The sequence below is a fragment of the Stenotrophomonas sp. STEN014 genome, assembly GCF_056760315.1.
In genome coordinates this window covers 44,398-64,666 of the sequence record NZ_JBRREN010000003.1, presented here as the reverse complement: position 1 = coordinate 64,666, position 20,269 = coordinate 44,398, and the positions used below count along the sequence as shown (strand labels likewise).

The window sequence follows — 20,269 nt, the reverse complement described above, 5'->3', positions numbered from 1 at the left end:
CGCATGCTCGCACTGGTGGCCAGCCGACAAGCAAGCCCGGCCAGCCACCTCACCATGGCCTTTCCGCCACGTCTTCGGCTAGCATCCGGGCACAGGACCAAAGGGGCAGTCAGGATGACCAGGCCGTGATAGAGCTGCGCAACGTGCACCGGCATTACGCCATGAGCGGGCAGACCGTGCGTGCACTGGAGGATGTGAGCCTGGGGATCGGCGCAGGCGAGTTCGTGGCCATCACCGGTCAGTCCGGCTCTGGAAAATCCAGTCTGCTCAACATCCTCGGCTGCCTCGACCATCCCACCAGCGGCCACTACCTCATCGAGGGCCGGGACGTGGCCACGCTCGACGACGAGGCCAGCAGCGACATCCGCAACCGCCGCATCGGCTTCGTTTTCCAGAGCTTCCACCTGCTGCCCCGGCTGACCGTACGCGAGAACGTGCTGCTGCCGTTGCGTTTCAACCGTCAGCCGCCTGCGGGAACGCAGGAGCGCGCGGACATGCTGCTGGAGCGGGTCGGGCTGGCCGACCGGCGCCACCACCGCCCCGGCGAGCTTTCCGGCGGGCAGATGCAGCGCGCCGCCATCGCTCGCGCCCTGCTGTTGCAGCCGGCCCTGTTGCTGGCCGACGAACCCACCGGCAACCTGGACTCGCGAAGCGCGGCCGACGTGCTGGCACTGATCGACGAGGTGCACCGCGATGGCCAGACCGTGGTGCTGGTGACCCATGACAACGACATCGCCGCGCGCGCGCCACGCCGCGTACGGCTGCATGACGGCAGGATCGAGCATGATTCGGCGCTGCACTGAACGGGCGGCGCTGGCCGCGCTGTGCCTGGCCATGATCGCGCCGGTAGCGGCACGGGTGGTGCTGACCGGCGAGGTGCGCTCGATCGACGGCCAGGCCATCTTCACGCCCCAGTCGAACAGTTCGCCGGTGGTCATCCGCTATTTCATCCCGGAAGGAGAGCCGGTGAAGAAGGGCGAGGTCGTCCTGCGCCTGGATCCGGGCCAGTCGGCGGCGATGATTCCCGACCTGGAGTCGCAGATCGAGCAGCTCAGCGCCAAGGGCAACAAGGAGATCGCCGAACTGGAGGTCAAGACGGTCGAGGCCGAACTGGCCCTGGTCGACGCGCAGGCCAAGCTCGGCACCGCCAGGATCGACGCGCGGATTCCCAAGGGACTTGTCTCCGATCTCGACCACGATCGCTATCAGGGCGAGCTGGACAGCGCCACGCGCGAGGTGGCGTTGCAGCAGCGCCTGCTGTCCGAGGCGCGTGAGGCAGTGCGCCGGCGCCGCGAGGACAACCGGCTCGAGATCCGCAAGCTGGAAGTCCAGCGCGACTATCACACCGTATTGGTGCGCAACGCCGAAGTCCGCGCCGACCGCGACGGCATCGTCGTGCATGGTTTCAACAACAACTGGATCGGCGGCCGCATCGACGAGGGGTCCTCGACAATGGCGGGCAGCCGCGCCGGCGAAGTGATCTCAACGACCAGCCGCTTCGCGGTCCGCGCCTGGGCGTTGCAGCCCGACCGCCAGGTGCTGCGGATCGGACAGGCGGTACGCCTGGGGTTCGATGCCGTGCCCGGCACCAATGTGGCCGGGCGCATCACCGCCATCGGCGGGGCGCCGGAACGCCGGCCCGAGTGGGGCAACGGACTGTATTTCCCGGTGGACATCGCGTTCGACCCGGGAAAATTGCCACTGCTGCCAGGCATGAGCGTGCGCGTGATCGCTGATGCACACGCCACCAGCGCAGGAGCGCCACGATGACCCGAGCGTTCGCACGCCTGTGCCTGCCGGCCCTGTTCAGCGCAACGCTTGCGGCCTCCGCCGCCGGCGGCGGCACGCTGCGCGTGGATGGCGAAGTCTACGCCCAGCAGTCGGCGCAGCTGATGTCGCCGTCCGTGGACCGCATGTGGCAGTTCAAGATCACCCAGCTCGCCCCGGATGGCTCACCGGTCCGAAAAGGCCAGCCGGTGCTGGCGTTCGACAGCAGCCAGCTGCAGCGCGACCTTGGCGAGAAGCAGAGCAAGCTGCAGGAAAAGCAGCGCGAGCGCGAGAAGCTGCTGCTCGACCTGGCCGAGCGTGAGCGCACCGAGCGGCTTTCCACCGCCGAAGCGCGCGCCGCGCTGGAGAAGGCGCAACGCAAGACCGAGCAGCCACGCGAGCTGATCGCCGCCATGCAGTACGACAAGCTCGTGGAGGAGCGACGCCAGGCCGAACAGCGCATGGTGCTGGTTCAGCGGCGCGAACTGCTGGCTGCGGAACAGCGCCGGCAGGAACGGCGCCTGGTCGATTCCGAGCTCGCCCAGTTGCAGGCCGATGTCACGCGACTCCAGGCTTCGGTGGCGCGGATGACCGTCACCGCGCCGCGCGACGGCGTGATGGCGCACAAGAGCAGCTGGAATGGCGAAAAGTTCGATGTCGGCTCGCAGGTGTGGCTGGGCCAGACCGTCGCGGAGATTCCGGATGCGGCTGCGCTGGCCGTGCGCGCGCAGCTGCCCGAGCGCGACCTGCTGCGCGTGTCGGTGGGCACATCGGCGCGGATCGTGGTCGAAGGCGGCGGCGGCAGCACGCATCACGGGCAGGTAGCCAGCATCGGGCGTGCGGTGCGCAGCAAGTCGCAGGTGCAGCCGATCCCGGTGGTCGATGTGGTGATCGAATTCGGCAGCGCTGCCACGCGGCTGCGTCCCGGCCAAGCCGTGCGCGTCGAACTGGCCGTGCCCGCACTGGCGAAGGAGGCCGGCGCATGACCCCGCGTCCATGGCTGCTGTTGACGCTCGCGCTGGCACTGTCCGGTTGCGCGGCAGACGCCGTGCCCCCGGCATCGGAGATCGTATCCGCGGGCGAACTGCTGCTCAGCATCGATGGCGAAGGTGAACTGCGTTCGAGCAAACCGATGCCGCTGAACGTCCCGGGCCGCAACTGGGCCTCCCGCCAGGTCGAATGGATGCTGCCCGAAGGCAGCGGGGTGAAGAAGGGCGACCTGCTGGCCCGCTTCATCGCCCCCGACGGCAGACAGCAGCTCGACCAGGCCATGCTCGACCTGCAGCGCAATGCGTTGGCCCGGATGTCGAAGGAGGGCGACCTGGAAGCGACCCGGGGCCGGGTCTCGGTGGACCTGGCGCATGTCGCGGTCCAGCTTGGCATCGCGCAGCGCTATGCCGGCGCCGATTTTTCGGCCCTGGCGCGCAATGACGTGCTCGACGCGATCGAGGACAGCCGCTACTTGGGCGAGAAACAGGACACGCTGCAGTGGCGCCGTGCGCAGGCAGGCACCCGCGGTGGCGCCGAGCTGGCGGTGCTGGATGCGCAGCGCGCCACCTTCGACCTTACTGCCAGGGATCGCCGGGCCGACCTTGATGCGCTGGAGCTGCGCGCGCCCAACGATGGCGTGCTGCTGCTGACGCCCAACTGGTCGGGCGACAAGCCGACCGTCGGCGCGGCGATGCACGCCGGCACCGAGTTCGGCAGCCTCCCCGATACCTCGGCGATGGAGGTCCAGATCGACCTGCCGCAGATCGAGGCGCAGGGCGTGGCCACCGGCAACAGTGTCGAGCTGCATCCGCTCGGCCGGCCCGACCAGCATTTCACCAGCCAGCTGTCCTGGGTGGCCAGTGCGGCCAAGACGCTGGGGCGTGAGAGCCCGGTGAAGTACCTGTCGGTGCGCGCCCCCGTGCCCGCGGAGGTGATCGCACGGTATGGCCTCGTCCCCGGGCAGCGCTTCGTGGCCAAGATCGTGCTGGCGCGCGAGGCCGATGCCATCGGTGTGGCCAATGTCGCCATCGAGCAGCAGGACGGCAAGCAGTGGGTACGGGTGCGCGAAGGCCGTGATTTCGTCCGCCGCGAGATCGAACTGGGCGTGCGCGGCACCGCGCGGTCGAGGGTACTCAAGGGCCTGCGGCCCGGCGAGGAGGTACTGCTTTCGGCCGGAGGACCAGTGCCGGCTCCGGGCGAAGAACCGGGCGACGACGACAAGGACGATGCCATGCAGAAGGACGCGGAATGAAGCCCAGGCTTCCGGAACTGCCACAGGTGTGGCGCGAGGCGGTCGAGGAACTGTGGCGGCGGCGCCTGCGCACCCTGCTCACCCTGCTCGGCCTGATTTTCGGCGTGGGCGCGATCGTGGCGATGCAGGCGGTTGGCGAAGGCAGCCGGCGCGAGGCATTGAAATTGGTCGAGGGACTGGGCCTGCACAACCTGATCGCCGAGGCACGTCCGCAGGACGACGCCACGTTGCGCGAGAACCGCGCCCGCAGCCTGGGGCTCACTCTCTCCGACGCACAGGCGGCACTGCAGGTGGTGCCCGGCGCGGAGCGCTTTGCGGCTGAAAAGCGCATCCGCACGTACTCGGTGTTCAGCGACCATGCCGGCAGCGATGCCCAGGCCAGCGGGGTGAGCCCGGACTGGTTCGAGCTGTCCTCGCTGCAGCTGGCAAAAGGACGTGCGCTCACCGCCGGGGACAATGCCGCACTGGCATCGGTGGCGGTGCTCGGGCACCAGGCCGCAGCCAGCCTGTTCCCCGGCCGCGATCCGGTCGGGCAGCTGCTCAAGGTCAACCATGTGTGGCTGGAGGTGGTGGGCGTGCTCGCCGACCGCGACCTGGGCAAGCGCGATTTCGAGGGTGTGCAGCTGGGCTCGGAGAGCAACCGCGTGTTCGTGCCGCTGGCCAGCGCGCAGGCACGCTTCCGCTTCCAGCCGCGCGAAGATCCCATCGACCGCTTCCTGCTGCGCCTGGACACGCCCGACAAGCTGGCCGCCGGCGCCAGCGTGCTGTCGGCCGTGCTCGACCAGCGCCATGCCGGCGTCGCCGACTATCAGCTGGTGGTGCCGCAACAACTGTTCCAGCAACACCAGAAGACGCAACGCATCTTCCAGGTTGTGATGGGCGCCATCGCCGGCGTCAGCCTGCTGGTCGGCGGCATCGGCATCATGAACATCATGCTCGCCAACGTGCTGGAGCGGCGGCGCGAGATCGGCCTGTTGCGCGCCTTGGGCGCCCGCCGCAATGATGTCGTCGCGCAGTTCCTGCGCGAGGCCAGCGTGATCTGCATCGCGGGCGCGTTGCTGGGGCTGCTGTTCGGCGCGGTACTGGCCTACCTGATCGCCGCCTTCGCCGGCTGGCAGGTAGCGTGGGCGCCTTTGCCGGTGCTGCTTTCGGCCGGGTTCTGCGCCCTGGTCGGCCTGGCCTTCGGCGTCTACCCGGCACGCCAGGCCGCACAGCTGGATCCGATCGCGGCGTTGCGGCAGGAGTAAGTTCGGCCAGCCTAGCGGCGGGGCGCTTGTGGCGGCAGCACCACGCTTGCTCCGAACTTTGCTGTGACGTTCCTGTTGTCTATCGCTTTTGCTCTTCCTGAGCCCCGTCCGCAGCAAAGGAAGCGGATAAGAAAGAGCGAAAACAGAAGCAACGACGTTGCGCCTCTTCGCTCCAATCACTCTAAGGCGCACGGCCGGCTCTACCGCCGGAGTGAGTCAAAAGCGGCAACAATACCCAACGCTCAAGCGGCAGCCAGTGGAGCGAACTCCGCTGGCTGCAAGACGTCCCGGCGTTGCAGGCACCAGAGCCGCCCGTTCCGAACCGCCGCCGCGGATCAGGCAGCCAGCTGCGCCAGCGACTCGGCCTGCAGGCGTTCGTAGATGGCGAACTCGTCGCTCACCGGCGCGCCCAACGCCTGCTCGAACGCCGCGCGGTTGGCGCGTGCGGCATAGGCGCGCTGCTCGTCGCCGCCCAGGTTGGACTGGAAGATACCGGCCGCACTGACCGGCAGGAAATCCTCGTAGATGATCGGATCGGCGGTGGCCAGACCACGTTCGATCAGGACTTCGGCCGGCAGATCGCGCGCGGCTGGCGGCAGTGCACGGCCGGCTTCGGTCAGTGCATAGCGGTAGTAGCCCAGGCCTTCGCGACGCAGGCGGTCGTGGTCATCCGGGAAACCCGCAAAAGCGGCCTGCAACCGCTGCATGTAGTCGTCGCCGGTACTGCCGGCACCACCCCGGGCGTCGGCCAACAGGGCGTCGTACAGCGCACGGCCCTTCGGCGTCAGTGCCAGCCCGCGCTGCTCGATCTCGCCAAAACGCGCGGTGTGGGTGCCCGCCTGGTTGTCGGCACCGGACGGGAAATGCACCATTTCCTCCAGCGCCTTGAAGCTGGTCTGGCGCAGCAGGATCGGGCACTGCCGGCGCGGCGGACCTTCGATCACCGCCTTGGCCGCCAGCCCGCGCGCCTGCATCTGCACCTGCGCCGCGTCGATATCCAGGGTGCGCGGGGTGAGGTGGTTGATGTGCGGACCGCGGAAGCTGACCACGTCGGCCACCAGCCGGTGCGCGCCAAGCAGCGCGCGATAGGTTTCCAGCGACACGGTGGCCTCGTTGTGCCAGCGGAAGGTTTCCAGCGCTTCCACCACGAAACGCCAGGCGTCGTCCTCGCCCAGGCCGCCGTCACGTTCGCACTGTTCGATCAGTTGCAGCACGCCGGCGGTGAAGATGGTGCGGCGGGACAGGATTTTGGCCGCCTGCGCGCGCAGGGCGTCATCCTCGATCAGCTCCAGCCGCAGCAGCGAGGTGAACACGCGGAACGGATTGCGGTTGAGCGATTCGCCATCGACCGGGCGGAACGCGGTGGAGTGCACCGGCACACCCGCCACCGACAGGTCGTAATAGCCCACCGGGTACATGCCCATCACCGCGAACAGCCGGCGCAGCGTGGCCAGCTCCTGGGCGGTGCCGACACGGATCGCGCCGTGGCGCTCCACGTCCAGGCGCTCGCGCTCGCCGCTGCGCTGCATCTGCTCGGCCAGCGCCGGCTGTGCGGCGAGCACGTTCGCGTTCACCTCTGCCACCAGTTCCACCAGCGTGCCGTACAACGGCACTTCGGTGCGGTACATGTGCGACATCGCCTGCGAGAACAGGCTGCGGATATGGTCGGGCGAAACGAAACGGTCGGCGGTCATGACAAGGCGCGCTGGCGCGGAATCGAAGGAAGCGGCCATTTTCGCCCGGAAGCGGTCACAAAGCCTATCCGCACAGCAGCAAAGCCGCGTGTCCTCAGTCGCCGGCTGCCGCCTTGAGCGCGGCAGCGTCGCGCTGCGCGCGGTCACCGAGCTGGCGCTTCAGCAGCGGATCCAGCGTGATAGGCCGGTCCCAGTGGTCGAAACTGGCGACGATGGCGTGGCGCAGCGCGCGCCATTGCAGGTTGTCCGGCGCCGGCTGCCGGCTCTCCACAACCTCTTTCCAGCCGGTCTGCGGCAGGCGCGTGCGGGCGCGTACCCACTCGCGACAGCCGCCACCGGCGACCTGGCCCCAGACGCAGGCGAAATAGATATCCCCGGCGTTCCAGCCGTGCTCCTGCAGCAGCGCGGTCACATAGCGCGGATGGGCGCCGGCATAGCGCGCCAGCTCATCGACGAACGCATCGGGATAGCGCGCGGCATAGGCATTGATTTCGGCCAGCTGGCGATCCACCCAGGCATCACCGGTGTCCGGGGCATAGGCCGGCGCGACCGTCTCCGTCTGCACGGGGGCGGGACCTTGCGCATGCACCCCCGGCACAGCCATCAGTGCCGCACACCACAGCAGCACGCCGTGCAGGCGCCCGGTCCGGGAATGAGGCTGTGGCACCGGCGCGGACATGTTCAGCGGCCCTGCGGCGCCGCCTGGGCGGCGATCGCACGCACCGCGTCCGGCCACTGGTGGGCGGTATCGGCCTGGTGCAGCCGCGGCGCATCGGCCGACACCCCGTGCTCGGCTTCATGCGCCCAGGTCACCGCATACGGGGTATGGATGCCCCAGCCGCCCAGACCGAGCACCGGTTCGATATCCGAACGCAGCGAGTTGCCGATCATCACGAAGCGCTCGGCCGGCAGGTTGAACTCGGCCAGCACCCGCGCATAGGTGGCGGGGTCCTTCTCCGAAACAATCTCGATGCGCGGGAACAGATCCCGCAGCCCGGAGCGCTCGATCTTCTGCTCCTGGTGGAACAGATCGCCCTTGGTGATCAGCACCACCGGATAGTCGGCGGCAATGGCCGCCACCGCCTCGCGCACGCCGTCGATGACATCCACCGGATGCTGCAGGGTGCGGCGGCCGATCTCGATGATCTGGTGCAGGTGCGTGGCGGAGATCTTCTCGCCGGTCAGTTCGATGGCCGCTTCCAGCATCGACAGGGTCATACCCTTGGCGCCATAACCGAACACGGCCAGGTTGCGGCGCTCCACCTTCAACAGGTGCTGGGCGGTGCCGGCGTCGTGCAGGTCGATGTAGTGGCCAAGGATGCTCTCGAATTCCTGCTCGGCGGCGCGGTAGTAGTCTTCGCTCTTCCAGAGCGTGTCATCGCCATCGAAGCCGACCAGGCCGATGGCGGAAATGTCTGCGCTGTTCATGGGCACAGGATAAACCCGGCCGCAGGCAGCTCAAAGAAAAGGGCGGCAGCGGCCGCCCTTTCCTCCCTCACCGCGGGGCGGCCTAGTTCTGCTGGGCCGCGACGTAACTGCGGTACTCGTCCGGGGTCAGCAGGCCGTCCTTGTCGCTGTCGGCCTGCTCGAACACCTGCGCCAACCCCGCATTGGCCTGCGCCTCGGTCTTGCTGATGCTGCCGTCACTGTCGGCGTCCATGCTGGCCCAGGTCTGGCCGCCATTGGCCGCCGCCGAGGCCTGGGCCGCATGCGCGGAAGCGTCCGCGGCAGCGTCCTGCGCCTGGGCGGCCTGCTGCTGCGCCTGCTGTGCCTGGACCTGTGCGGCGGCAGCCTGCTCTTTGGCGGCACTTTGCGCCATCGCCGGCAGCGCCAGCGCCGAACCCACCACAGCAACCAGGGCGAACAGCGGGGTGCGATTACGAAGGGTCATCGGGTATTTCCTCGTCAGCTTGGAAAAGCGCGTCAACTGCGCGGAACCAACCCTGACAAGCCTTGGCTGAATGGTCTTGTCGCTGGAAAACAGCGAAAGACATCGCCTTAACCCTTGTCGCACCGGCAGCGGCTACCGCGGCGGTTAGCGCCTCGTGACAGGAAAGTAAGCGGCGCATTCAAGCGTTCCACCCATCGCGCTTATACGCGATTTCAACGGTATTTAAGCGACATCGCTGTTATCAGAAGGCTGATGGCGCGAGATGAACCACCACCAACCCAGCCCGACGCCGATCACCGCACCGAGCACTTCCAGCAGCACCCGCAAGCCCAGTTGATCCGGATCGTGGATGCCGGCCAGCGCCAGGCGCGCGTACAGCGGCGACTCCAGCCGCACCATGCCCAGATAGAACAGGTTCCAGCTGTCCACGCCCGCGGCGAGGACACAGGCGATCAGGCTGGCCCAGGCGATCGCGTGCCCGTGTGAAAGCCCGTTGCGCCTGCAGACCTGCCACCACAGCGCGAACACGACGAAACCGATCGCCAGCGCGATCAGCGCCGCCTCCAGCGAGCCCAGCAGGCCGAAATGCAGAACCAGATTCATGGGCGCGTCGACCGCTCCGGAACAGGGACACGCAGTCTACCCGCCGGCACCGGCGTCACCGCACCGGGAAGTCGTAGGCGGTGTTGGGCGTGGGCTCGGGCTGGAAGGTGAAATGCCACCATTCCATCGGGTAGTTGGCAAAACCTTCGGCCTGCATCGCGGCGACCAGCAGCTGGCGGTTGGCGCGTTGCGCGGCGCTGATGTCCGGGCTGTCGGTATGCGCCTTCAGGTCGAAGTGGTCGAAGCCGGTGCCCATGTCCAGTGCCACACACGGCCCCTGGCGGCAATCGAGCAGGCCCAGGTCGACCGTGGCACCGCGGCTGTGCCCGGAGTGCTCGGCAATATAGCCGTCCAGCAGCCGGGATTTGTCGATGTTCGGGTAGTAGCGGGCTTTGGCCTGCTGGTCGGCCGGATCATGCGCCCAGGCCACGAAGGCCTGCACCGCGCGCACCGGCCGATAGCAGTCGTACAGGCGCAAGGCATGGCCTTGCGCCTGCAAGGCGCGTTGTACCCGTGCCAGGGCCTGCGCCGGGGCGTCGAGCAGATAGCAGCGTGGCGCCTCGTAACCGGGCACCGGACGGCCGGTGAAGTTGTCGCTGCCGGCGTAGCGCATCTCCAGGTCGAACCCCGGCGCCAGCGTGGCCACATCGCGCATGCCGGCCTGCTGCGGACCACTGGCCGGCGATACCGCCGGGGCGGCGCCGGCACTGGCCGCCATCAACAGCAGCCCCCAGCCACCGGTACGCGAAAAAACCATGCCAGCCTCCCTCACCGTGATTGTCCATTGTCCACCGCAGCGGCCGGCGGCGCCTGCCGCTGCGCGGCGTCCGCCCAGCCGCGCAGATAACCATTCAAGCCATGGTCGCGCAGCTGCTGCGCGGCACCGGGCCAGTCCAGCGGGTTGCCACTATCCAGGCGCTCCAGCGCCGCGACGATCGCCAGTTCCACTTCCGGCAGTTTGCCCGTTTCGGGCAACACCGCGCGCCGGGCGATGGCCTCAAACAGCAGCGCGTTGGCTTCGGCATAGCTCAAGGCCGCGGTGGCACCGTGCCGCTGCCGCCAGCGCGCACTCTCCAGCACCGGATTGACGTGCGCCTGGATCAGGTAGGTGGCGCGGCCGATCAGCTTGAGGTTGCCCGGCTGCACCGCGGTCATGGTGTTGCCGACGGTGCGGCCAAGCCGTGCCATCACCGCGGTGGAATGGGCATTGAGCGCCATCTTCAGTGCCAGCGTGCGGTCCAGACCGAGCGGATCGTTGCCTTTCGGCAGGTCCAGCACGATGTCCGGCCCGGCACCGGCAGGCACCGGCACCGATTGGCTGCCATCCCGGGGCTGGCCCACCGTCACGGTGAGCACCCCGGCCCCGGCACGGTCGAAGGTCTGCCACCATTGCCGGGCCAGCGTATCCAGCGGTTCGTCGGCATAGCGCAGTAGCACGCCCAGATCACCGGGCTGCGGCGGCAGCCGCTGGCGGTTGTCCGCCGACCACGACAGGTCGTACAGCGCCTGCTGTTCGCCGCCGGCGCGTTCCAGGCTGCGCAGCGCGGTCTGGCGCAGGGCCGGATCGTCCACCTGCTCGAACGCGGGGCGGTAACGGGCCGCCTCCAGGCCCTGGAACGGCCGCTGCAGCAGCGTCTCCCAGGCCGCCTGCGGCGTGTCCACCGGCGCCCACACGCGGATCCACGAGGCCGGCGGCGCGGTGTCGGTACGGTCCAGCGGCGCCAAGCGGAAGGTCGGCGCGCGCTCGGTGACATCGACGAACACCGGCATCAGCGCCTGCCCGGCCAGATAGGTCGCGTGATGGCCGTCGGCATAGGCCTGGGCCTCGCGCTGCGTCCAGCGCGCCAGCTGCGGCGCATGGGCCGCCACGGCCTGCTGCAGTCGGGCAAAGCCACGCAGGCGGGTGGCGAGGGTGTCGCGCGCATCCAGCCCCAGCCGCTGCGCATCGGCCGGCGCCAGCTGCGGCAGCAACAGCGCGCGCAGCGCATCCTCCAGCACCAGTCCGAGCACATACAGGCTGGTGGTGGTGGCCTGCATGCGGGTCGAGCCGGTGATCGCCTGCGGCCCGGTCGGCAGTGCGATCTTGCCGATGCGGGCGTCATCGAGCACCCGCTGGCTGCGCTCGAACGGGCGCAGCACCGCATCGGGGTTGTTGTAGACGAACCAGACCCGGTCGGTGCCGGGACCGCGCTGGTCGGCGGCGGCCAGCGCGGTCCCGATCACCGCCGAGGTCTCGCCGCCTTCGGTCACCGCGAACACCACATCCCCGGCGCCGATGCCGTCATCGCGCAGCTGCAGCGCGCCGATCAGCGGCAGGTCCTCGAAGCCTTCCAGCGAACTGATCAGGGCGCGGTCGCCGCCGGTGATCTGGCCGCGTACCCGCTCGCCCAGTGCTGGCGGCAGCCTCCCGGCGAGCTGCGGCCACACCGGATCGGCCTGCAGCCGGTGCCAGAACGGACGCCACAGCCCGCTTTCCAGGGTTTCGGCCAGACGCCCGGTCGAGCCGGTGCCGTAGAAATAGATCCGGTGGCCATCACGCAGCGCACCTTGCACCGCCGCCGAGGCGGCCTGCAGCGCGGCCATGCGCTGCGGATCGTCGGCCAGCGCCGCCAGCGCGATGGCCACATCCTCGTCCACCGACAGCAGCTGCGACAGCGCCTGCGCCGGATCGGCGGCGGCCACGTCGCTGAGGTTCCAGGTCTTGGGATGGCGCTGCTCGGTCAATAGCGTGTGCAGCTGGAACTGGCCGCGCTGCTGCACGAACTGGGTCGATTCCGCGGACGCCACCAGCCCCAGCCGCTCGCTGGCGGAGGCAAGCGGACACACCGCCAGCAGGGTCAGGGCGAGGCTCATGGCAAGGCACCGGTGACGGGAAGAAAAGACGGGTTTCAGCCGGGACATAGGCACCCCTCAGTGGCTTGCCGCTGGCGGCGGAAGATCGACCGGTGCCAGGGCATGCAGGATGCGCAGGTCCTCGGCATCGAGCGCCTCGCCGCCCTGGCCGCGATAGTGGTTGCGGAACGCGCGCACGGTGGCGGCGCGGTCCTCCAGCGGATAGCCGATCAGCCGCAACGCCGTCCACGGGTCGAACCCGGCCGGTGCCGGCGGCGCATCGGCGGCCGGCCAGCGGCCGAAGCCGGCCTCGGCCAGCCGCTGCCATGGAAACAGCGGGCCCGGATCGGGCTTGCGGGTGGGCGCCATATCCTGGTGGCCGATGATCTGCGTGCGCGGAATGCGCAGCCGCGTGCACAGGTCCTCCAGCAGCACCAGCAGGCTGTCGATCTGCGCCGCGGCGAAAGGCGTGCTGCCGTCGTTGTCCAGTTCGATGCCGATCGACACCGAGTTGATATCGCTCCATCCGGCCCAGCTGCCGGCACCGGCGTGCCAGGCGCGGCGTTCGTCGCTGACCAGCTGGAAGCGCTGGCCGTCGGCGCCGATCAGATAGTGCGCGCTGACCGGGCCGCCACTGTTGCGGCCGCGCAGCGTGTCCAGGCTCTGCTGCACCGAGTCCTGCTGGGTGAAGTGGATGACGATCAGCACCGGCCGGCGCAGGTCCTGGTTGGCGGACGGCACCCAGGTCGCCAGCGGATTGCGCGACGGGGTCTGCGCGCAGGCACCCAGCAGCGCCACCAGCGCCACGGGCAACAGCAGTTTCATCTGGGTTCTCATCATCACCGCGGTCCAGTAGCGACCCGTCCGGCGGTGGGCATTGCCCCGCAGCACGGGTCTGTCACGACAACCGTGCCACCGCCGGCGGACCGGCGGCGGCACCCTCGCACTTTCAGCATCCCGCCCGCATCAGCGGAAGCGGTATTCAAGCAGCACGTTGAACGAACGGCCGCGCGGGTCGGCCACGCGCGCCTCCCAGCCGGCGCCGTCGCCATCATCCAGATAGCGCACGGTGAACGGCGGATCGGTGTTGAGCAGGTTGCGGATGCCGAAGGTCGCCTTCAGGTTTTCCATGCCGCTCCAGGTCAGGCTGTAGTTGTAGGTGGTGTAGGCATCCACGTTCGGATCCCACGCCGGCGGGGTGTAGCCGTTGACGATGCCGCCGGGCTTCCAGTCCTTGTAACCGCCCCGGTAGACCTGGGTCAGCGTGTGCGCCCAGTCGCCGCGGGCCCAGCCCAGGCTGACGGTGTGCTTCCACTTGATCGGCAGGTTGAAGTAGCGCTCGTACTCGCCGACCAGGTTGTCGCTGTAGGGCAGGTTGTCGAAGGTCTTGGTCTTGAAGGTGTCCAGATAATTGCCGTTGAGGTGCACGTTCCAGGCACCGCCGGCCAGTTCGCCACGCAGGTTGGCGTCCAGCTCGATACCGCGGGTCAGCGTGCCACCGGTGTTGATGAAGCGCTGGTCGATCGCGATGATCGTGCCGCTGGCGTCACGGATGAAGTTGGACGCATACAGCGGGTAGTTCGCGGTCATCGTGGACAGGTTGAAACCGCTGCGGATCGTGTTGGTGCGTTCGATCTCCCACCAGTCGACGCTGAGGTTGAAGGCATCCCACGGCGCCAGCACGAAGCCGATGCTGCGCTGTTCGGCTTCTTCCGGCTTCAGGTTCGGATTGCCGCCGGTGATGATGTCCGGGCGGATCTGCACGCTGCAGGCGGCCACGTCCGGGTTGTACTGGCCGCGCGGGCAGGTCGCCGGATCGGCCAGGTCCAGACCGGTGTACTGGGTCTCGGTGATGCCGCGGAACAGCTTGGCGAAGTCCGGCACCTTGAAACCGGTGCTGTAGGAACTGCGGAACACCAGCCAGTCGATCGGCTGCCACTTCAGCGAGTACTTCGGATTGGTGGTGCCACCGAAACCGTCATAACGGTCATGGCGCACCGCCAGGTTCAGCTCCAGGCTGTCGAGCACCGGCAGGTTGAACTCGGCGAACGCCGCTTTCACGTTGCGCTGCTTGGGCGACATGTAGTTGGCCGCATCGCCCGGCACGCCGAACACATAGGCATTGCCGGCCAGCCATTCGGCCGGACCGCCGAATTCGTATTCCTCGCGACGCAGGTCCACCCCCACCGCGGCCTGCACCTGGTCCTCACCCCACAGCGTGAAGCCGAGGCCGCCGCTGAAACTGGCATCGAAGGTGGTGGTGGTCGAGGTGCCCTCATAGATCTGCAGGCCGCTGGCATCGGCCGCGGCCAGCGCGTCACGGCCGGCCTGCGACTGCGCCTGGCCGGGCATCAGGAAGGGATTGAGCAGGCCGCTCTTCAGCGCGGCCTTCAGCTGCGGAGTGAAGTAGTAGCCGCCGGCGGTGGTCGATTCGGCCTTGCTCTGCGCGCGCGACAGACCGACATCGTAATCCCACGTGCCCAGCGTGCCGGTCATGCCGAACAGCAGGCGGTAGGCCTTGGTGCTGGTCTCGATCTGGCGCGGGCCGCAGACCTCGCAGCGCCAGCGGTAGGCGATCGGCCGGCCATAGACCAGGTTGGCCTGGTTGCCGAAATAGCCCTGCAGCTGGTTGTAGACCGCGTCGTAGGTGGCCTGGGTGTTGGCGTTGAGCTCGTAGGCGTCGAGCTGGGTGGCGCTGGCATTGATGCTGGTGGTGATCTGCTGCGCCTCGAACTGGCGCTTGGAGGTCACCTTCGAGCCCATCAGCTCGGCGTAGAACTCGTGGCTGTCGCCGAGCCGGAAGGTGGCGCGGCCGACACCCTGCACGGTATCCACCGGCTGCTGGATGGTGCGCGCGCGGCCATAGTCCCAGGCGCAGCCGAAGCTGGCGCCGGGGCTGGCCCAGATCTTGTCGTCGTACGGGCCCATCATGTCGCCGCCGGCCTCGCAGCCGGCACCGCCGGGCAGATCCAGGGTGTTGACCGTGGTCTTGGTCAGGCCGCTGGCCGGGTCGCGCAGGCCGCCGCCGATCAGGCTGCCGGTGCCGCTGACGATGTTGGCGAACGGGGTGCCACGCGTGTCCGGCGACAGCCCGCGCTCGGGCTGGAAGCTGTTGACGAAATCGCGCTGGTTGCCGCGCAGGATCTTGTTCTTCTTGGCGTTGACCGCGGCCCAGACGTTCCAGCGGTCGCTATCCAGATCACCCCAGCCACCGAGCAGGCTGGCGTGGTAGATGTTGCCGCCGCCTTCCTGGGTGACGTCGGCGCCGGAGGTCAGGGTGATCCCCTGGTAGTTGGTGCGGGTGATGAAGTTGATCACCCCGCCGATGGCGTCGGTGCCATACACCGCCGAGGCGCCATCGCGCAGCACTTCCACCCGCTCGATCGCGGCGAAGGGAATCGAGTTCAGATCCACCACCTGGCCGGCCAGGCCATGGGCGGCGACCCGGCGGCCGTTGAGCAGCACCAGCGTCGCGTCGGCGCCCTGGCCGCGCAGGTTGGCGCCGGACACGCCGTTGTTGCCGCGGGTTCCGGGTGGGGCGACGCCGCTGTTGGCGGCCAGGCTGTCCGGACCGCTGCTGGCGATGTTCAGCTGCTGCAGCAGCTGTTCGGCCGAGGTGATGCCCTGCGCCTCGATCTCGGCCTTCTGGATGATGGTGACCGGCAGCGCGGCCTCCACGTCGGTGCGCTGGATACGCGAACCGGTGACCGAGACGCGGTCCAGGGTGCGGGCCTCGGGCGAGCCGGCCGCAGCCGTGGCCGGCGAGGTCTGGGCGAAGGCGGCCAGCGGGCTGCCCAGTGCAAGCAGCACTGCGGCGCTGAGGTGGTGACGACGTGCGGGACGGGACAAGGCGGGCATGCTCTCTTTCTCTCCAAAGGGCGCATTACGGTGGGTGCTCTGGAAGCGGCCCGGTCCACTGCCCGCCCGTTTCCGGAAACAGGACGACCGTGCACCGCTCCCTCCTGCAATGGCGGCAACAAGGCCGCCCACTCATCACAGGGACGTCCCTCCCCGGGACGTCTCCCTCCTTCCCTGGTTGCACTGCCCGGGGTGCCTCCCTGTCAGCCCCGACCTGCAACTACCCGGGCCCGACCGGCGCCCGCCTGCTCCTGCCGCCCCCGCGGCCGGCTGCTGCTGGTGCCTGCGTGGACGCTTGCGTTCCGTTCAATACCGGCGCGGCTTGACGGACAGCACGGATTTACAGTTGTTTAACATGACCTGAATCAAACGGTCAATAAAGTATTCCCAAGCTTGGGGGTGCAGAAAAATAAAATATTTTTGTGCGCCGCAGCAGGCGATTCGCCGGGTGCCTGCCCGGCGCCGCCCGCCCGCTCAGGGGCAATCCCCCAGCCGGCGGAACTCCAGGTCCTGGAAGTCGTAGCTGAAGTCGATGTCCGGATCGATCGCGCGCAGCTGCATGCGCCGCTGCGTGCCGGCACCGGAGAACTCCAGCCAGGCCTCGGCGTCTTCGCCCAGCGCCAGCCACTGCAGCCAGCGCCGCCCACCGGACTGCACCAGCCGCGCGCGCATGGCCGGCGACTTGTCCGAGACCCACAGCATCCCGCCTTCGCCGGGGCACAGCGTCACCCGGCCGAACCACGGATCGCTCCAGACCCCGGCATCGGCCCCGACCTGCGCCGGCGTCACCACCACCGGCGGCGCCAGCACCGGGCGCACCTGGCCGGCCGACCGCCGCTGCGCGGCCTCGCGCTCCAGCAGCCGGGCGTAATGCAGCACGTCGCCGGCCTCCTGCGGGGCGGTATAGCGCTTGAGCAGCGCCTGCATCAGCGCGGTGCGGGCCGCCTCGCCCTCGCCGTTGATCAGGATCACCACGCCGGTGCGCCGGTCCGGCAGCAGCGCCAGCGAGGAATACATGCCCGACAGCGTGCCGGTGTGGGCGACCTTCCACTGGCCGTCCATGTCCGACAGCCGCCAGCCGTAGCCATAAGCGTGGAAGTGGGTGTTGTCCCAGTCGCGCAGGCGCTGGCCGACCGGCATCGGCATGTGCGCCGTCCACAGCGCGCGCCGCTGGGCGGCGTCCAGCCAGCCCGGCGCCTGCGCCGGATCGAGCAGCACCTGCATCCAGCGCAGCATGTCGTTGACGCTGCAGCGCACGCCGCCGGCCGCGGCGGACGGGAAGTCGGCCACGGTGTCCGGATCGGCGTCCGCGGCGATATTGCGCTCGCCCTGGCGGTAATGCGGCCGGGCGATATTGCCGACCGCCGCGGCCGACCATTGCCCCACCTGGCAGCGCGTCAGCCCCAGCGGCTGGAAGATCTCCTCGCGCACCAGGGTCGCATACGGCTTGCCGGCCGCCGCCGCGGCGACCTCACCGGCGACCACGTACAGCAGGTTGTCGTAGGCGTAATCGGCACGGAAGCTGCCCACCGGCTTGAGATGGGCCAGTCCGGCGAGGATGTCCTGGCGGCTGAAGCGGTTCGGCTCCGGCCACAGCATCAAATCGCCGGCGCCCAGGCCCAGGCCGCTGTTGTGGATCAGCAGGTCGCGCACCTGCAGATTGGCGGTCACCCACGGGTCGTACATGCGGAACCCGGGCAGATGTTTCGTCACCGGGTCTTCCCAGCGCAGCGTGCCGGCCTGGACCAGCCGCGCCAGCACCGCGCCGGTCATCGCCTTGGTGTTGGAGGCGATCTTGAACAGCGTGTCGGCATCGACCGGCTGCCCCAGACCGGCGGCCTGCTCGCCGCGGGTGACGACCTGCACGATCCGGCCGTCCTCGATCACCCCGACCGCGATACCGGGCAGCCGGTAGTGCGCCATCGCCTGCTCGACCAGCGTCTCCACCGGTGCCGGTGAGGGCGCCGGCGTGGCGGCGGTGGACGGAAGGGCCAGCCCGCAGGCGAGCGCCAGGGCGGCCATACGCGGCCAGACGGTAAACGACATCGTCAGGTGTCCTCGCTCATGGATCAGGGAACCGGCGCGGCGGCCGGCAACAGCGGCCGGGTCAGCGCGTGCAGGATGCGGCGGTCTTCCTCCTCCAGCACCGCGCTGTCGCTGTCGATGCCGCGGAAGCGGTGGCGGAACGCACGCAGCGTCGCCGCCGGATCCTCCAGCGGATAGCCCAGCGCGGCCAGCGCCAGCCAGCCATCGAACGCGGCCGGCGGCTCGCCGGCCGCCGGATCCGGCCAGATGCCGAAACCGGCCTGGTACAGGCGCTGCCACGGGAAGAGCGGGCCCGGATCGATCTTGCGTCCCGGTGCCAGATCCTGGTGGCCGATGATCTGGCTGCGCGGGATGCCCAGGCGCGTGGTCAGGTCGTCCAGCAGCACGATCAGCCGTTCGATCTGCACCTCCGGATACGGCGAGCGGCCATCGTTGTCGATCTCGATACCGATCGAGGCCGAATTGATGTCGGTGATCGCGCCCCAGCGCCCGCCGCCGGCGTGCCAGGCGCGCTTGCGCTCATCGACCAGCTGGTACAGCGTGCCGTCCTTGCCCAGCAGGTAGTGCGCGCTGACCGGCCCGTTGCTGTTGGCCGTCTGCAGGGTGCGCAGGCTGCCTTCGGCGGTCTCGCCGGCGGTGTAGTGCAGCACCACCAGCACCGGCCGCCGCGTGTCGTGGTTGGGCGAGCGTGCCCACTGCGCGAGCGGATTGTGATGCGCACAGCCCGAGACCAGGGCCACCAGCAGCAGCGCCAGCAGGCCGCGTGCCCAGCGCGATCGGCGTGCCACAGCGCCCGCGCTCATGTCCGCACCCATTCGGTGGCCGGCAGCTCGGCCGCGAGCAGCTCGTCCAGCGTCTGCCGGCGCCGCACCAGCGCATAGCGATCACCGTCCACCAGCACCTCGGCCGGCAGCGGCCGCGAGTTGTAGGTCGAACCCATCGAGGCGGCATAGGCACCGGCGCCGAGGATCGCGACCAGCTCGCCGGCCGCGCAGGGCGGCAGCAGGCGATCGGTGGCGAAGGTGTCGCCGGTCTCGCATACCGGCCCGACCACGTCGTAGCGGACCGACGCCGGACCACCATCGACACGCACGATGTCGTGCCAGGCGTCATACAGCGTCGGCCGCAGCAGGTCGTTCATTGCCGCGTCCAGCACCAGGAAGCGGCGTTCCTGGCCGTGTTTTTCCAGCAGCACGCGGCTGAGCAGCAACCCGGCCTCGGCCACCAGCCAGCGGCCCGGCTCGACCAGGATGCGGCCGCCGAAGCCGGCCAGCGCCTGCGCGATCGCCGCGGCGTACTCGCGCGCATCCGGCGCCTGTTCGCCTTCGCGGTAACGCACGCCCAGTCCGCCACCGACATCGATACTGGCGATGGGATGGCCCGCCGCTTCCAGCTCTTTCCAGAACGCGGCCATGCGTGCCAGTGCCTCGCGTACCGGCGCCAGGCTGAGCAGTTGCGAGCCGATGTGCATGTGCAGCCCGTCCAGGCGCACATTCGGCCATTGCGCCCGCGCCTGGAACCAGCCGCGGGCCTCGGCGATGGAAACGCCGAACTTGTTCTCGGCCTTGCCGGTGGAGATCTTGGCGTGGGTCTGTGCGTCCACGTCCGGATTGATCCGCACCGCGGCGGTGGCCATCAGCCCACGCGCGGCGGCGATGCGCTGGATCGTGTCCAGCTCGGCCCGCGATTCAATGTTGAAACGGCCAATGCCCACTTCCAGCGCCAGCACGATCTCCGCATCGGACTTGCCGACCCCGGAGAACACGATATCGGCCGCGGCGATGCCCGCGCGCAGCGCGCGTTCCAGCTCGCCGGCGGAAACGATGTCCGCCCCCGCGCCCTCCTCGGCCAGCAGGCGCAGCACCGCCGCGGTGCCATTGGCCTTGACCGCATAGCGGATACCCGCGTTCAGGCCGGACAGCGCCTGCCGCAGCGCCCGCACGCGCTGGCGCAGCGCCGGGGCCGAGTACACATACAGCGGCGTGCCTTCGCGGGCGGCCAGCGCCGGCAGATCCACCTGGTCGAACGTGGCCGGCAACCCGTCCCGGCGATGTTTTTCCACAACGTGCTCCAAAGCAGTGCTCCAGAA

At 69.0% G+C, this 20,269-nt stretch carries 17 protein-coding genes; 5 read left to right on the top strand and 12 right to left on the bottom strand.

Annotated elements, in window-relative coordinates; genetic code table 11:
* Positions 1-125: 125 nt before the first annotated feature.
* From ACVOMC_RS05330 to ACVOMC_RS05310, 5 genes are read left to right on the top strand one after another with little or no spacing between them, the layout of a single operon-like run.
* Positions 126-803: an ABC transporter ATP-binding protein gene (locus tag ACVOMC_RS05330; RefSeq protein WP_481523109.1), complete on the top strand. Its 678-nt coding sequence runs from the start codon at positions 126-128 to the stop codon at positions 801-803.
* Positions 784-1,770, top strand: a complete 987-nt coding sequence (locus ACVOMC_RS05325; RefSeq protein WP_481523108.1) for an HlyD family secretion protein — start codon at positions 784-786, stop codon at positions 1,768-1,770. Before ACVOMC_RS05330 ends, ACVOMC_RS05325 begins: the two co-directional genes overlap by 20 nt.
* On the top strand, positions 1,767-2,753 hold the full coding sequence (locus ACVOMC_RS05320) for an HlyD family secretion protein (RefSeq protein ID WP_481523107.1): 987 nt from the start codon (positions 1,767-1,769) through the stop codon (positions 2,751-2,753). Before ACVOMC_RS05325 ends, ACVOMC_RS05320 begins: the two co-directional genes overlap by 4 nt.
* Positions 2,750-4,009, top strand: a complete 1,260-nt coding sequence (locus tag ACVOMC_RS05315; RefSeq protein WP_481523106.1) for an efflux RND transporter periplasmic adaptor subunit — start codon at positions 2,750-2,752, stop codon at positions 4,007-4,009. Before ACVOMC_RS05320 ends, ACVOMC_RS05315 begins: the two co-directional genes overlap by 4 nt.
* Positions 4,006-5,256, top strand: coding sequence for an ABC transporter permease (locus tag ACVOMC_RS05310; RefSeq protein ID WP_481523105.1), 1,251 nt, complete (start codon positions 4,006-4,008; stop codon positions 5,254-5,256). The genes ACVOMC_RS05315 and ACVOMC_RS05310 overlap by 4 nt, the downstream gene beginning before the upstream one ends.
* Positions 5,257-5,591: 335 nt before the next feature.
* Here ACVOMC_RS05310 and hglS read toward each other — a convergent pair whose 3' ends face one another.
* From hglS to lysA, 12 genes are all read right to left on the bottom strand, one after another.
* Complete coding sequence (hglS, locus tag ACVOMC_RS05305; RefSeq protein WP_481523104.1) at positions 5,592-6,950, bottom strand: 2-oxoadipate dioxygenase/decarboxylase HglS; 1,359 nt, start codon at positions 6,948-6,950, stop codon at positions 5,592-5,594.
* Positions 6,951-7,044: 94 nt separating this feature from the next.
* Positions 7,045-7,629 carry a hypothetical protein gene (locus ACVOMC_RS05300; RefSeq protein ID WP_481523103.1) on the bottom strand — a complete coding sequence of 195 codons (585 nt, stop codon included), beginning with the start codon at positions 7,627-7,629 and terminating at the stop codon, positions 7,045-7,047.
* 2 nt (positions 7,630-7,631) lie between these two features.
* Positions 7,632-8,378 carry an HAD family hydrolase gene (locus ACVOMC_RS05295; RefSeq protein ID WP_057506616.1) on the bottom strand — a complete coding sequence of 249 codons (747 nt, stop codon included), beginning with the start codon at positions 8,376-8,378 and terminating at the stop codon, positions 7,632-7,634.
* A gap of 82 nt (positions 8,379-8,460) precedes the next feature.
* Entirely contained in the window at positions 8,461-8,841 is a 381-nt protein-coding gene (locus ACVOMC_RS05290) for an EF-hand domain-containing protein (protein ID WP_481523102.1), read from the bottom strand.
* A 222-nt stretch (positions 8,842-9,063) separates the two neighbouring features.
* On the bottom strand, positions 9,064-9,444 hold the full coding sequence (locus tag ACVOMC_RS05285) for a hypothetical protein (RefSeq protein WP_481523101.1): 381 nt from the start codon (positions 9,442-9,444) through the stop codon (positions 9,064-9,066).
* 55 nt (positions 9,445-9,499) lie between these two features.
* Positions 9,500-10,201 (bottom strand): M15 family metallopeptidase, encoded by a 702-nt coding sequence (locus ACVOMC_RS05280; protein WP_481523100.1) that lies wholly within the window; start codon positions 10,199-10,201, stop codon positions 9,500-9,502.
* 11 nt (positions 10,202-10,212) lie between these two features.
* Positions 10,213-12,297, bottom strand: a complete 2,085-nt coding sequence (locus tag ACVOMC_RS05275) for a hypothetical protein (RefSeq protein ID WP_481523099.1) — start codon at positions 12,295-12,297, stop codon at positions 10,213-10,215.
* A gap of 57 nt (positions 12,298-12,354) precedes the next feature.
* Positions 12,355-13,101 (bottom strand): N-acetylmuramoyl-L-alanine amidase, encoded by a 747-nt coding sequence (locus tag ACVOMC_RS05270; protein WP_481523098.1) that lies wholly within the window; start codon positions 13,099-13,101, stop codon positions 12,355-12,357.
* 141 nt (positions 13,102-13,242) lie between these two features.
* Positions 13,243-16,134, bottom strand: a complete 2,892-nt coding sequence (locus tag ACVOMC_RS05265) for a TonB-dependent receptor (RefSeq protein ID WP_481523097.1) — start codon at positions 16,132-16,134, stop codon at positions 13,243-13,245.
* A 474-nt stretch (positions 16,135-16,608) separates the two neighbouring features.
* Positions 16,609-18,180, bottom strand: a complete 1,572-nt coding sequence (locus ACVOMC_RS05260) for a serine hydrolase domain-containing protein (protein ID WP_481523096.1) — start codon at positions 18,178-18,180, stop codon at positions 16,609-16,611.
* Positions 18,181-18,203: 23 nt separating this feature from the next.
* Positions 18,204-18,983 carry an N-acetylmuramoyl-L-alanine amidase gene (locus tag ACVOMC_RS05255; RefSeq protein ID WP_481523095.1) on the bottom strand — a complete coding sequence of 260 codons (780 nt, stop codon included), beginning with the start codon at positions 18,981-18,983 and terminating at the stop codon, positions 18,204-18,206.
* On the bottom strand, positions 18,980-20,242 hold the full coding sequence (lysA, locus tag ACVOMC_RS05250; RefSeq protein WP_481523094.1) for a diaminopimelate decarboxylase: 1,263 nt from the start codon (positions 20,240-20,242) through the stop codon (positions 18,980-18,982). Before lysA ends, ACVOMC_RS05255 begins: the two co-directional genes overlap by 4 nt.
* Positions 20,243-20,269: the final 27 nt, after the last annotated feature.

What these genes read in the sequence shown, in the direction of transcription:
- ACVOMC_RS05290 (WP_481523102.1), bottom strand. Translation starts at nt 8,841, where the DNA reads ATGACCCTTCGTAATCGCACCCCGCTGTTCGCCCTGGTTGCTGTGGTG.
- ACVOMC_RS05275 (WP_481523099.1), bottom strand. Translation starts at nt 12,297, where the DNA reads ATGAGCCTCGCCCTGACCCTGCTGGCGGTGTGTCCGCTTGCCTCCGCC.
- hglS (WP_481523104.1), bottom strand. Translation starts at nt 6,950, where the DNA reads ATGACCGCCGACCGTTTCGTTTCGCCCGACCATATCCGCAGCCTGTTC.
- ACVOMC_RS05285 (WP_481523101.1), bottom strand. Translation starts at nt 9,444, where the DNA reads ATGAATCTGGTTCTGCATTTCGGCCTGCTGGGCTCGCTGGAGGCGGCG.
- ACVOMC_RS05280 (WP_481523100.1), bottom strand. Translation starts at nt 10,201, where the DNA reads ATGGTTTTTTCGCGTACCGGTGGCTGGGGGCTGCTGTTGATGGCGGCC.
- ACVOMC_RS05315 (WP_481523106.1), top strand. Translation starts at nt 2,750, where the DNA reads ATGACCCCGCGTCCATGGCTGCTGTTGACGCTCGCGCTGGCACTGTCC.
- ACVOMC_RS05265 (WP_481523097.1), bottom strand. Translation starts at nt 16,134, where the DNA reads ATGCCCGCCTTGTCCCGTCCCGCACGTCGTCACCACCTCAGCGCCGCA.
- ACVOMC_RS05255 (WP_481523095.1), bottom strand. Translation starts at nt 18,983, where the DNA reads ATGAGCGCGGGCGCTGTGGCACGCCGATCGCGCTGGGCACGCGGCCTG.
- ACVOMC_RS05325 (WP_481523108.1), top strand. Translation starts at nt 784, where the DNA reads ATGATTCGGCGCTGCACTGAACGGGCGGCGCTGGCCGCGCTGTGCCTG.
- ACVOMC_RS05320 (WP_481523107.1), top strand. Translation starts at nt 1,767, where the DNA reads ATGACCCGAGCGTTCGCACGCCTGTGCCTGCCGGCCCTGTTCAGCGCA.
- ACVOMC_RS05260 (WP_481523096.1), bottom strand. Translation starts at nt 18,180, where the DNA reads ATGTCGTTTACCGTCTGGCCGCGTATGGCCGCCCTGGCGCTCGCCTGC.
- ACVOMC_RS05310 (WP_481523105.1), top strand. Translation starts at nt 4,006, where the DNA reads ATGAAGCCCAGGCTTCCGGAACTGCCACAGGTGTGGCGCGAGGCGGTC.
- ACVOMC_RS05300 (WP_481523103.1), bottom strand. Translation starts at nt 7,629, where the DNA reads ATGTCCGCGCCGGTGCCACAGCCTCATTCCCGGACCGGGCGCCTGCAC.
- ACVOMC_RS05270 (WP_481523098.1), bottom strand. Translation starts at nt 13,101, where the DNA reads ATGAAACTGCTGTTGCCCGTGGCGCTGGTGGCGCTGCTGGGTGCCTGC.
- ACVOMC_RS05295 (WP_057506616.1), bottom strand. Translation starts at nt 8,378, where the DNA reads ATGAACAGCGCAGACATTTCCGCCATCGGCCTGGTCGGCTTCGATGGC.